General features: G+C 64.6%; 11 protein-coding genes. 7 read left to right on the plus strand and 4 right to left on the minus strand.

The features are described from left to right. Positions 1-251: 251 nt before the first annotated feature. Both WDX12_RS07750 and ppa read left to right on the plus strand, forming a co-directional pair. The gene (locus tag WDX12_RS07750) at positions 252-761 is read left to right on the plus strand and encodes a GNAT family N-acetyltransferase (RefSeq protein ID WP_040991512.1); all 510 of its coding nucleotides are present in this window, start codon (positions 252-254) and stop codon (positions 759-761) included. A 123-nt stretch (positions 762-884) separates the two neighbouring features. Beyond that, positions 885-1,418, plus strand: coding sequence for an inorganic diphosphatase (gene ppa / locus WDX12_RS07755; protein WP_320297507.1), 534 nt, complete (start codon positions 885-887; stop codon positions 1,416-1,418). Positions 1,419-1,420: 2 nt separating this feature from the next. Here ppa and WDX12_RS07760 read toward each other — a convergent pair whose 3' ends face one another. Genes WDX12_RS07760 through WDX12_RS07775 form a run of 4 tightly spaced genes read right to left on the minus strand, consistent with a single transcriptional unit; the run spans position 1,421 to position 5,876 of the window. After that, a complete protein-coding gene (locus tag WDX12_RS07760) occupies positions 1,421-2,368 on the minus strand; it encodes an ABC transporter permease (RefSeq protein WP_434724466.1) in 948 nt (315 codons plus the stop codon). Between the two features lie 3 nt (positions 2,369-2,371). Further along, complete coding sequence (locus WDX12_RS07765; protein ID WP_434724467.1) at positions 2,372-3,349, minus strand: ABC transporter permease; 978 nt, start codon at positions 3,347-3,349, stop codon at positions 2,372-2,374. 1 nt (position 3,350) lies between these two features. Further along, a complete protein-coding gene (locus tag WDX12_RS07770; protein WP_434724468.1) occupies positions 3,351-4,814 on the minus strand; it encodes a sugar ABC transporter ATP-binding protein in 1,464 nt (487 codons plus the stop codon). Positions 4,815-4,859: 45 nt separating this feature from the next. Next, a complete protein-coding gene (locus WDX12_RS07775) occupies positions 4,860-5,876 on the minus strand; it encodes an ABC transporter substrate-binding protein (protein WP_320297503.1) in 1,017 nt (338 codons plus the stop codon). 197 nt (positions 5,877-6,073) lie between these two features. On the opposite strand from WDX12_RS07775, the gene WDX12_RS07780 reads away from it, so the two are divergent. The 5 genes from WDX12_RS07780 to WDX12_RS07800 all read left to right on the plus strand — a co-directional run bounded on the left by WDX12_RS07780 (position 6,074) and on the right by WDX12_RS07800 (position 12,325). After that, positions 6,074-8,485 carry a glucan 1,4-alpha-glucosidase gene (locus tag WDX12_RS07780; protein ID WP_434724469.1) on the plus strand — a complete coding sequence of 804 codons (2,412 nt, stop codon included), beginning with the start codon at positions 6,074-6,076 and terminating at the stop codon, positions 8,483-8,485. A 50-nt stretch (positions 8,486-8,535) separates the two neighbouring features. Continuing rightward, on the plus strand, positions 8,536-9,546 hold the full coding sequence (gene gnd, locus WDX12_RS07785) for a phosphogluconate dehydrogenase (NAD(+)-dependent, decarboxylating) (protein WP_434724470.1): 1,011 nt from the start codon (positions 8,536-8,538) through the stop codon (positions 9,544-9,546). 13 nt (positions 9,547-9,559) lie between these two features. Next, entirely contained in the window at positions 9,560-10,936 is a 1,377-nt protein-coding gene (zwf, locus tag WDX12_RS07790; protein WP_434724471.1) for a glucose-6-phosphate dehydrogenase, read from the plus strand. Between the two features lie 15 nt (positions 10,937-10,951). After that, positions 10,952-11,656, plus strand: coding sequence for an ROK family protein (locus WDX12_RS07795; protein WP_434724472.1), 705 nt, complete (start codon positions 10,952-10,954; stop codon positions 11,654-11,656). Positions 11,657-11,863: 207 nt separating this feature from the next. Then, positions 11,864-12,325, plus strand: coding sequence for a MucR family transcriptional regulator (locus WDX12_RS07800; RefSeq protein WP_434724473.1), 462 nt, complete (start codon positions 11,864-11,866; stop codon positions 12,323-12,325). Positions 12,326-12,342 lie beyond the last annotated feature (17 nt).

Consider the following 12,342-nt stretch of genomic DNA (forward strand, 5'->3'; position numbering starts at 1 on the left):
AGCAGAATTCTGCACCCCAGCAGCGCTTCCAGGTCACGGCATGGATTCTATGGTCTGCGCCGCGTCGTTTCGCTCCTTGCTCCGCCATAGAATGATGAGATTGGGATGGCTTCAATCAATCTCCGGCGTTTGCGCTGATTTCACGGAAATCAACGCCTTGTCCGCCTACGCCTTTCGTCTGTGCGAAAGCCGTCGAAGGGCCGCGGCGGACTCTTTGCAATCGCCCGATGCGGGTTTATGGTTAACCAATCATGAACACGCTGACGATCGACATCCGGAAGGCAGAGCCGCGCGACGCGAGCGCCATCGCCGAGGTGCACCAGCAGGCCTGGCGCGGCGCTTATTCCGGCATCATCCCGCACCGCACGCTGACCTCGATGATCAACCGTCGCGGCGTCGACTGGTGGGCCAACGCGATTCGCCGCGCGGCCACCGTGCTGGTGGTCGAGATCGGCGGAACGGTCGCCGGCTATGCCACGATCGGCAAGAACCGCGCCCGCGAGCTCCGCCAGCAGGGCGAGATCTATGAGCTCTATCTGCGTCCCGAATATCAGGGCATCGGGCTCGGCAGCCGGCTGTTCAAGGCGGCCAAGGCCCGTCTGGCCGACCACGGCCTGCGCGGCCTTGTGGTGTGGGCGCTGGAAGACAATCACAACGCCCTGGCCTTCTATGCCGGCAATGGCGGCCGCGATATCGCCGAGGGCGTCGAGGTCTTCGAGCAGAAGGCGCTTAAGAAAGTGGCTTTCGTCTGGAACGACTAGCGTCGCCTAGGTTACAGGCCATCACAAACTGTGCTCTTCCATTGGCGTCCCGCACTATTCGACGCATTGCACCATGACGTTTCGCCCGCTATCGGTCTTTTCAATCGAGAGAGGGATTTAGCCATGCGTATCGAAGCGATTGCCACCGGGAAGAACCCGCCTGACGACGTCAACGTCATCATCGAGGTGCCGATCGGCGGCGAGCCGATCAAATACGAGATGGACAAGGAGGCGGGCACGCTCTTCGTCGACCGCTTCCTGCACACCTCCATGCGCTATCCCGGCAACTACGGCTTCGTGCCGCACACGCTGTCGGGCGACGGCGATCCGATCGACGTTCTGGTCTGCAACACGCGCGCGCTGGTGCCGGGTTGCGTCATCAATGTGCGGCCGATCGGCGTCTTGATCATGGAAGACAATGCTGGCCAGGACGAGAAGGTGATCGCCGTTCCCTCGCCCAAGCTGACGCTGCGCTACGAGAACGTCACCGAATACACCCACCTGCCCGACATCACGCGCCAGCAGGTGCAGCACTTCTTCGAGCACTACAAGGATCTCGAGCCCGGCAAATGGGTCAAGATCGAGGGCTGGCACGATTCCAAATACGCCAAGAAGATGATCGTCGACGCGATCGAGCGGGCCAAGGCCGCTAAATAGCGCTACCGAATAGCCTTCTCGCCGCCGGCCGCCGTGATCACGCCCACGATGATCAGCCCGGTCAGCACCAGCCGCACGCCGGCGCTGACGCCGAACGTGTTGAGCATGGTGAGCAAGAGCACCAGGAACAGGCCGGCGCCCCAGACGCCGGGCACGTTGGCCTTGCCGCCGGCGACCGAGGTGCCGCCGATGACCACGACCGCGATCGAAGCGAGCAGATATTCATTGCCGATATCGACATTGGCGCCGCGGAAATAGCCGGCAAGCAGCGCCCCGTCGATGCCGCCGAGCGCCCCGCACAGTGTGTAGGTGAGGAACCGGATGCGGCCGACATGGACGCCGGCAAGCCAGGCAGCGCGGATGTTCTGGCCGATCGCCAGCACCGAGCGGCCGTAGATCATGCGCTGCAGCGCAAGTGCGGCGCCGATGGTGAACACCACCGTCAGCATTGCCAGCACCGGAATGCCCAGCACCTGCCAGTTGGTGAAGTCGGCAAAGCCCGGCGGCGGCTTGATCTGCAGGCCGCGGCCATAGCTGATGTCGACCGACTGGATGATGAAGCTCGCCGACAGCGTCGCGATGATCGGCGGGATGCGCAGCGCCCAGATCAAAAGGTAGTTGATGGCGCCGATCGCCGCGCCGCAGGCGAGTGCTGCAAGCAGACCGACGACGATCATCGAATCGCTGCCGCCCATCACCTTCATGGCGACGGCACTGGCCAGCCCGATATTGGCCGGCAGCGACAGGTCGACATTGCCGGGCCCCAGCGTGATGACGAACATCTGGCCGACGCCGACGATGACGGTGAAGACGGCAAGCGAAAGCGCCGCCGTGACCATGCCGCCGGCGCCGTAGCCGCCGGTGAAGGCGATCGTCGCCAGCCAGACGACCAGCGCGCCGACGAAGGACCAGATCCAGGGTTTTTCAAGCAGCGTCCGCACGGAGGTCATCGCTTACCGCTCCCTGCGGCTGATCAGCACGCGCGCCGCCAGCACGATGATCAGGATCGCGCCGTTGGCGGCCACCTGCCAGTCGGGAGGAATGTGCATGAAGGTCAGGAGCGGCGAGGCGGCCAGCGCCAGCGTCAGCGCGCCAAGCACGGCACCGATCGGCGACACCCGACCGCCGACGAACTCGCCGCCGCCCAGGATGACGCCGGCGATCGACAGCAGCGTATAGCCATTGCCGATATTGGCGTCGGCCGAGGTGGTGATGCCGATCAGCGCCATGCCTGAAAGCACGCCAAACAGCCCGGTCAGCGCGAACAGCGCGATCTTGGTCCTGAGCAGCGACCAGCCGGCGCGCCTCAGCGCCGCGGCGTTGCCGCCGGAACCGCGCAGGATCACGCCATAGGAGGTGCGCATCAGGTCGAAATGCACGACCGCGGCGATGATCAGCGCGGCAAGGATCGGGAACGGGATATAGGGCGGCTTGAAGGACATGATCGAAAGCAGCCAGTCCGGCGCCTTGCCGCCGGGCTTGGGCAGGACCAGGATCGCAAGCCCCTGCCAGACGAAGCTCATGCCGAGCGTCACCACGATCGACGGCAAATTGCGCAGGTGGATCAGCGCGCCGAGCAGCGCATAAACGCCGATCGAACCGATGAGCACGACAATGCCGAGGAGCGGCGCATCCCTCAGCCATGTCGCGGTAACGCAGCCGACGAAGCCGACGAAGGTCCCTATCGACAGGTCGAGCTCGTTGCCGGCGATGACGAACATCTGCGCGATCGTCGCCAGTGCGATCGGGATCGCCAGGTTGAGCATCAGGTTGAAGCCGAAATAGCTGATGGCGCGCGGGTTAAGCCAGGCAATCGCGATCAGCACCAATGCCAGCGACAAGGCCGGCAAGAGGCCGCGCAGCATGCGCGCCCGGGCCGCGCTGCCGCGTGGCGAGGATTTCGGGAGCGTGCCGGGAGCGATCGCGGTCATCTCAGGCCGCATCGCCGAACGAGGACTGGATGATCTTTTCCTCCGTCAGCTCGTCGCGCCGCAGATTGGCGACGATGCGGCCGTTCTTGAAGACATAGACATGGTCGCAATTGTCGAGCTCTTCGGTCTCGGTGGTGTACCAGAGGAAGGTGCGGCCCTTGGCGGCCTCTTCCCGCACGAGGTCGTAGACTTCGAGTTTTGTGCCGATGTCGACGCCACGCATCGGGTCGTCCATCAGCACGATCTCGGCGTCGGAGCCGAGCGCGCGGGCAAACAGCGCCTTCTGCTGGTTGCCGCCCGACAGCGAAAAGATGTTGTTGTTCATGTCCGGCGTGCGGATGCCGATCTTCTGCTTCCAGAACTCGGCGAGCTCGGCCTCGCGCTGCGGCGAGATCAGCAGTCCGTTGCGCAGACGAGCCAGCGAGCGGATACCGATGTTCTGCGCGATCGACCATTGCGGGAAGATGCCGTCCGACTGGCGGTCGCCGGCAACCAGCGCCACCGGTGCGGTCACCTCGATGCCGGCCCTGGCGCGGGCGGCGGCCGCGAAGATCGCCAGGAGCAGGTCCGTCTGGCCATGGCCGGCAAGGCCCGCGAGGCCGATGATCTCGCCGGCGCGGGCGACCAGCTCCTTGTCGTCCTGCTGCCTGGCCGGGCGCGCGCGAACCCTCAGCGCGCCGCCCTCGGCCTTCCGGGTTTCGGCAACGGCCTTGTGATGTCCCTCGGCGCCGCCCATGGCGGCGACGAGCTTGTCGCGATCGAAGGCATTGGCGGCATCCGCCGCGACCACCTTGCCGTCGCGCATCACCACGATGCGGTCGGCGTTCTGCAGCACCTCGCCCAGCACATGCGAGATCAGGATGCAGCTGCCGCCGGCCGCCACGAAGCGGCGCACAAATGAAAGCAGCTGGCCCGCCGTGTGCGCATCGAGCGAGGAGGTCGGCTCGTCGAGGATGACCAGATGCAGCGGCTCGCGGGTCAGCGTGAAGGCGCGCGCCACCTCGACCATCTGCCGCCTTCCGATTGACAGGTCGCCGGCAATGTCGTCCGCCGAAATGCCGTGGTCCGGAAAGATCTCGTCGAGCTTGGCGCGGATGAGATCGGCGGCCTTGCGCCGCCAGCCGAAACCGGTGAGCGAGGGATGGTTGATGCGGGTGTTCTCGGCGATGCTGAGATTGGGGCAGAGCGACAGCTCCTGGAACACGCAGCGTATGCCGAGTTCGAGCGCGCGCGCCACCGAATAGCTTGCTTCCTGATTGCCGCGCACCGCGATCTGCCCGCCATCCGGCCGCAGCGTGCCGGCCACCATATGCATGAGCGTCGACTTGCCGGCGCCGTTGTGCCCGACCAGCCCGACGCATTCGCCGGCGCCGACATGGAAATCGACGCCGTTAAGCGCTCGAACGGCGCCGAAATGTTTTTCGGCGCCGTTCAGTCTGACGATGTCTGCAATAGCCTGGAGCATCCTCAACGATATCCGGTTGGCGATGCGGCTGGCAACGTCACGCCGCTACTGCTTGATGTTGGCCTTGATCGCCGCGATAGCCTCTTCCTGCGTGTATTCGTGGGTGGCGACGCCGCCTTCCTTGATTTTCGGCAGCGCTGCCTCGAAATCATCCTGGGTGAAGGCGAGATAGGGCACCAGGAGGTCGTGCGGGATGTCCTTGCGGCCGTCGAGCACCTGCTGCGCCACCCAGAAGGCCAGCGTCGACACGCCGGGCGCGATCGAGGCCGACCAGGTCTTGTAGCCGTCCTTCTCCTTCTGCTCCTTCCACCACTTCAGCTCGTCCTGCCGGTTGCCCATGATGATGGTCGGGCGCGGCTTGCCGGCGGCGGCGAAGGCCTGGGCCGCGCCATAGCCGTCACCGCCCTGGTCGACGATGCCGACGACGTCCGGCAGCGAAGGCAGGATGGTCGCCACCGCTTTCTGCGCGGTCGTCTGGTCCCAGTCGCCCGTCACCGAACCCACGATCTTGAACTCGGGATGGGCGGCGACGCCTTCGAGGATGCCGGCATGGATGGCATCGTCGATCGAGGTGCCTGCGAGACCGCGGATTTCCAGCAGGTTGCCGCCCTTGGGCTGGAACTTGGCCATCTGCTCGACTTCCTGCTTGCCCATGTCCTTGAAGTCGACGACGACGCGGTAGGCGCAAGGCTCGGTCACGATGCCGTCGAACGAGACCACAACGATACCGGCATCGCAGGCCTGCTTGATGGCGCCGTTCAGCGCATCCGGCGAAGCGGCGTTGATGACGATGGCGTCATAGCCCTGCAGGATCAGGTTCTGCACCTGGGCGGCCTGGGTCGGCACTTCCTTGTCGGCGGTGGTGAAGACGTCCGCCGCGGCGACGATCTTGTCCGCGACCGCTTTCTTGGTGACGATGCCGTAGCTGTCGAGCATCGCCTGGCGCCACGAATTGCCGGCATAATTGTTGGAGAAGGCGATCTTCTTGCCGCTGGTGTCGGCAAGCGCGGTGCCCGAGGCGAGCATCGCCGCGAATGCACTCAGTACGAGCAGTTTTTTCATGTCGGTTCCTCCCGAGGTTGCTGGTCTTGACGGATGGTCGTAACGCGAATTGCCTGTTTTTTATCTATTGTCAGACAAATTCAGAGGAACCGCAAGCTGTCAACTGCAAAGCATTGGCGCTGCCCGATCAACTTGCGGTGGGGCGATTGAAAAGACGGCGACTCCTGGTCTAGGAACGCGGCAGGAGAGAGAATTTGATGGCAGTGACGCCGACCGTTGCTAAAGGCGCGCCCGGGATTCCGGCGCGTTGGACGTCGAGCGCCAAAAGCGGCGCCGGCACCGCGCTTTCGGCAAAAAGCCCGCTCTGGTTCACCATCAGCCACGGCATTCTGAACGAGATCTATTATCCGCGTCTCGACAGCGCCTGCACGCGCGACCTAGGGCTGATCGTGACCGGTCCCGAGGGCTATTTTTCCGAGGAGAAGCGCGATGCGGCCCACACCGTCGAACCTTTCGAGGACGGGGTCCCCGGCTACCGGCTGACCAACACCGCTTCCGATGGCACTTACCGGATCGAGAAGCGCATCGTTACGGATTCGAAACGACCTGTCCTGCTGCAGGAAACCAGTTTCACGGTCCTCAAGGGCCAGGTTGCCGATTACCGCGTCTACGCGCTGCTGGCGCCGCATCTCGTCAATGCCGGCATGGGCAACACCGCGTGGATCGGCGAGCACAAGGGGCAGCGCATTCTTTTCGCCACCGGACGCGGCGTGTCGCTTGCGCTCGCCTCCTCCTTGCCCTGGGGCGCCAACTCGGCCGGCTATGTCGGCTTCTCCGACGGCTGGCAGCAACTCCATGACAATGGCGCGCTCGATCCCTCCAGCCAGGCGGCCGAGGACGGTAATGTCGCGCTGACCGGCGAGATCGGCTTTTCGGCCGGCAACACCACCGCCTTGCTGGCGATCGGATTCGGCGCTTCGCTGGAAGAAGCCGCCGACCTTGCGCTAGCAAGCCTGGAACAGGGTTTCGAACCGGCGACGAAAACCTATGTCGAGAACTGGCGGAAATTCCAGGCGGGGCTCGAAAAACTCGACCGTCACGCCGCCTCCGGCCTGAACACCTACCGCGCCAGCACGGCGGTGCTGGCAACGCATCTGTCGGTCGCAAGGCCCGGCGCCGCCGTCGCCAGCCTGTCGATCCCCTGGGGTTTCAACAAGGGCGACGACGATCTCGGCGGCTATCACCTCGTCTGGCCGCGCGACCTGGTCGAGACGGCGGGCGGTTTCCTCGCTGCCGGCGACGGCAGGCAGGCGCTGCAGATCCTCACCTATCTGCGCTCGATCCAGCAGCCGGACGGTCATTGGCCGCAGAATGTCTGGTCCGACGGCACCGCTTACTGGCCGGGCATCCAGATGGACGAATGCGCCTTTCCGCTGCTTTTGGCCGACGCCTTGCGCCGCGCCGGCCATCTGCCGAAGTCGAAGCTCGCCGACTTCCTGGCCATGATCGAGAAGGCGGCCGCCTATGTCGTGCGCAACGGTCCGGTCACCGGCGAGGATCGCTGGGAAGAGGATGCCGGTTACAGCCCCTTCACGCTCGCCGTGGAAATAGCCGCGTTGCTCGCCGCCGCCGACATGCTGGACGCCTGCGGCAAAAATGAGCCGGCAAACTATCTGCGCGAGACCGCCGATTGCTGGAACGACCAGATCGAGCGCTGGACCTATGTCACCGGCACCGAGGCAAGCGCCAAAGCGGGCATCGAAGGCTATTATGTCCGCATCGCACCGCCCGATGAAGGCGGCGCTGCATCGCCGAAGGACGGCTTCGTGCCGATCAAGAACCGGCCACCTGGCGATACCGACAAGCCGGCCGAGGCGATCATCAGCCCGGACGCCCTGGCGCTGGTGCGTTTCGGGCTGAGGGCCGCCGACGATCCGCGCATCCTGAACACCGTCAAGGCGATCGACGCCGAGCTGCGCCGCGACCTGCCGCAAGGGCCGCTCTGGTACCGCTATACCGGCGACGGCTATGGCGAGCATGAGGACGGCGCGCCCTTCGACGGCACCGGCCGGGGACGGCCGTGGCCGCTGCTAGCGGGCGAGCGCGCCCATTACGAGCTGGCCTCCGGCCGCAAGGACAAGGCGGCGCAACTGCTCGAGACTTTCGAACGCTCGGCCGGCGTGGGCGGCCTTCTGCCGGAGCAGGTCTGGGATCGCCCCGACATACCGGACCGCGAATTGCGGCTGGGCGCCCCTTCCGGCAGCGCCATGCCTCTGGTCTGGGCGCATGCCGAGCACATCAAGCTGTTGCGCTCGCTGCGCGACGGCGCCGTCTTCGACCTGCCGCCGCAAGGCATCGAACGCTACATAGAGGGCAAGACGGTCTCGCCGCTGCGGATCTGGCGCTTCAACAACAAGATCCGCTCCATCCCTGCCGGCAAGGCGCTGCGCGTCGAATTGTCGGTGCCCGGCGTCGTTCATTGGAGCAGCGACAAATGGCTGACCGTGCAGGACAGCAGGACGGCCGAAAATGCCTTCGGCGTCCATCTGGTGGATTTGCCCGTTAACCGGCTGCGGCCGGGATCCACCGTCGTTTTCACTTTTTTCTGGCCCGAGGCGATGCGTTGGGAGAATGTCGACTTCAGCGTCGGCATTGACGCCCAACCGTGATCCAGTAGGGCCATTATACTTCTCTTTCCTCAAGCAATCGGGATGAAACCATGCAGATCGGAATGATGGGACTGGGCAGGATGGGCGCCAACATGGTGCGGCGCCTGATGCGCGACGGCCATGAATGCGTCGTCTACGACATCAATTCGGCAAGCGTCGCCGGCATGGTCAAGGACGGCGCTGTCGGCGCGGCCTCGCTGGAGGAATTCGTCGGCAAGCTCGCCAAGCCGCGCTGCGCCTGGCTGATGCTGCCGGCCGCGATCACCGGCAAGATCGTCGACCAGGTCGCGGCGCTGATGGAGCCGGGCGACATCATCATCGACGGCGGCAATTCCTATTATCACGACGCCGTCGACCAGGCGGCGAAGCTGGCTGTGAAGGGCATCAACTTCGTCGATGTCGGCACCAGCGGCGGCGTCTGGGGCCTCGAACGCGGCTACTGCCTGATGATCGGCGGGCCCGACGAGGCGGTGAAGCATCTCGATTCGGTCTTCGCCACGCTGGCGCCGGGCGCCGATGCCGGCGCCAATCCGCCCAAGGATGCCGGCACCGCACCCTTCGGTTATCTGCATTGCGGGCCGAGCGGCGCCGGCCATTTCGTCAAGATGGTGCATAACGGCATCGAATACGGCGTCATGGCCGCCTACGCCGAAGGCATGAACATCCTGAAGTCGGCCAATGCCGGTAAAAGGCAGCGTACCGCCGATGCCGAGACCAGCCCGCTGGAAAACCCGCAATACTACCAGTTCGACGTCGACTTGCCCGCGGTCGCCGAGGTCTGGCGACATGGCAGCGTCATCGGCTCCTGGCTGCTCGACCTTACCGCCGGCGCGTTGAAAAGCGATCCGGCGCTGGCCCAGTTCGGCGGCCGCGTCTCCGATTCCGGCGAAGGCCGCTGGACGCTGAAGGCGGCGATCGACACCGGCGTTCCGGCGCCGGTGCTGTCGTCGGCGCTGTTCGACCGCTTCTCCTCGCAGGGCGAATCGCAATTCGCCGACAAGCTTCTGTCCGCCATGCGCTATGCCTTCGGCGGCCATCTCGAAAAGAAGACCGGCGCGTGAGGGGAGAGACGGCATGAGCCAGGAGAGGTCCGACACGCTGGTGCTTTTCGGAGCGACCGGCGACCTTGCGCATAAGAAGATTTTCCCGGCGCTCTACCAGATGGTCGCCAAGGGGACGCTGACCGAGCCGGTGATCGGTGTCGCCTTCGATCCTTGGGAACTCCCCAAACTGGTGGACCGCGCCCGCGACGGCATCGTCACGGCGCTGGGCAGCGTCGACGACAAGGTCTTTTCCAAGTTCGCCTCGCTGCTGCGTTATGTCAGCGGCGACTACCGCGACGGCGCGACCTTCGAGAAGTTGAAGACGGCGCTGGGTTCCGCGCAGCGGCCGCTGCATTACATGGCGGTGCCGCCGACCATGTTCGAGACGGTCGTGCAGGGCCTGGAGCAGTCAGGCACCGCGCGCGGCGCGCGGCTGATGGTGGAAAAGCCGTTCGGCCACGATTTGCAGTCGGCGCGCTGGCTGAACCGGGTGCTGCATCTGGTGTTCGAGGAACAGTCGATCTTCCGCATCGACCACTATCTCGGCAAGGAAGCGATCCAGAACCTGCTCTATTTCCGCTTCGCCAACTCCTTCCTCGAGCCGATCTGGAACCGCAACTTCGTCGAGAGCGTCCAGATCACCATGGCCGAGGATTTCGGCATCGAGGGCCGCGGCAAATTCTACGACGATGTCGGCTGCATCCGCGACGTGATCGAGAATCACCTGCTCAACATCCTGTTGCTGCTCGCCATGGAGCCGCCGGTCGGCCGCTCGGCGGACGATTTGATCGACGAGAAGGTGCAGGTGCTGCGCGCGATCCGCACGCTGACCAAGGACGATGTCGTGCGCGGCCAGTTCGATGGCTATCTGGCCGAACCGGGTGTGCGGCCGAACTCGCCGGTCGAGACCTTCGCCGCGGTGCGCTTCTTCGTCGACACCTGGCGCTGGCGCGACGTGCCTTTCTTCATCCGCGCCGGCAAGAACATGCCGGTACATTGCACCGAGGTGATCGTGCGGATGAAGCGGCCGCCGCTCGACGTCTTCGATCCGATCAAGCCGGACGACGCCAATTATGTGCGCTTCCGCATCGACCCGCAGGTGGCGATCTCGATCGGCGCCCAGCGCAAGGTCCCCGGCGACGACATGATCGGCGAGCAGGTTGAGCTGACCGCGCTCGACGACACCAAGGGCGACATGCCGCCCTATGAACGGCTGATCGGCGACGCCATGAACGGCAACGGCCAGCTCTTCACGCGCCAGGACGCGGCCGAGCTTGCCTGGCGCATCGTCGGCCCGGTGCTCGGCGACACCGCGGCGCCGGCAATCTATGCGCCCAAGACCTGGGGGCCGGCCGATGCCATGAACGGCTTCGGCCCGCCCGACGGCTGGATCAATCCGACGAAGTAGTTTCGGGAGGACAAGATGGCGAAAGCAGCAAAAACCGCCGCGGCGAGCAGCGATCCGATCGTGCTCGCCATCGATGTCGGCGGCTCGCATGTGAAGATCCTCACCAGCGCCGGCGGCGAGATGCGCCGCACCGCGTCGGGGCCGAGCCTGACCCCGGACCAGGTCGTCGCTTCGGTCAAGAAGCTGGCCGAGGGCCTGGACTACGACGTCATCTCGATGGGCTATCCCGGCCCCGTGCGCGACAACAAGCCCTCGCTCGACCCCTTCAATCTCGGCAAGGGCTGGAACGGCTACGATTTCAGCGCCGCCTTCGGCAAGCCGGTGAAGCTCGTCAACGACGCGCTGATGCAGGCGATCGGCAGCTATGATGGCGGCCGCATGCTCTTCCTCGGCCTCGGCACGGGCCTTGGCGCCGCCATGATCATCAAGAATGTCGGCCAGCCCATGGAGCTTGCCCACCTCCCTTACAAAAAGGGAGCGAGCTTCGAGGATTATGTCGGTGAGCGCGGGCTGGAGAAACGCGGGAAGAGGAAGTGGCGCAAATACGTTTTCGACGTGGTCAACAGGCTTCGCGCCGCCTTGCAGCCCGATTACATCGTGATCGGCGGCGGCAATGTCGACAAGCTCGATGAATTGCCTGAAAAATCCCGGCGCGGCGACAACACTCGCGCTTTCGAGGGTGGATTTCGTCTATGGCGCGACAAGGCGCTGATCGTCTGATATTGTTACATTTCAGTATAATTGTTCAAAACAGCGTGTATTGACACGACAAAACGTTGCGTCGCGCAGGTTTGCCGACTAGGAATTCGCCGGCCTGTGGCCCCCGCGGCTTTCCGAATTCGCAAACAATGCCCGCAGCGCCTTGACATTACACACCGCGAAAACCGGATCGTTTTCGCAGCCTTGCGGCAGAAATGGAGGGACTACGTGGACGAGGACACCAGCACAGCCAAGGAAATCGACCTGCTCGAGCTCACCGCTCACATCGTATCGGCCTATGTCGCGAAAAACCGCTTGCCCGCTGCGGACCTGGGCGGACTGATCGCCAGCGTCGCCTCCTCGATCGGCGGGATCAGCCAGCCGGCGGAGCCCGCGGCGCCCCCGCCGGTCCCGGCCGTCAATCCCAGGCGCTCGGTGACACCGGACTACATCATCTGCCTCGAGGACGGGAAGAAGTTCAAATCGCTGAAGCGTCATATCGGCGTGCATTTCGGCCTGACGCCGGAAGCCTATCGCACCAAATGGGGCCTCCCCGTGGACTACCCGATGGTCGCTCCCAACTATGCGGCGTCGCGCTCGCAGCTCGCCAAGTCGATCGGCCTCGGCCGCAAGGCGGAACCGGAGCCCGCGAAGCCCGCCAAGGGCAGGAAGGCCAAGGCGACAGCCTGAAATAACGCGCCTGTACC

This window comes from Mesorhizobium sp. RIZ17, from assembly GCF_051127865.1.
In the GTDB taxonomy this organism is placed as follows: Bacteria; Pseudomonadota; Alphaproteobacteria; order Rhizobiales; family Rhizobiaceae; genus Mesorhizobium; species Mesorhizobium humile.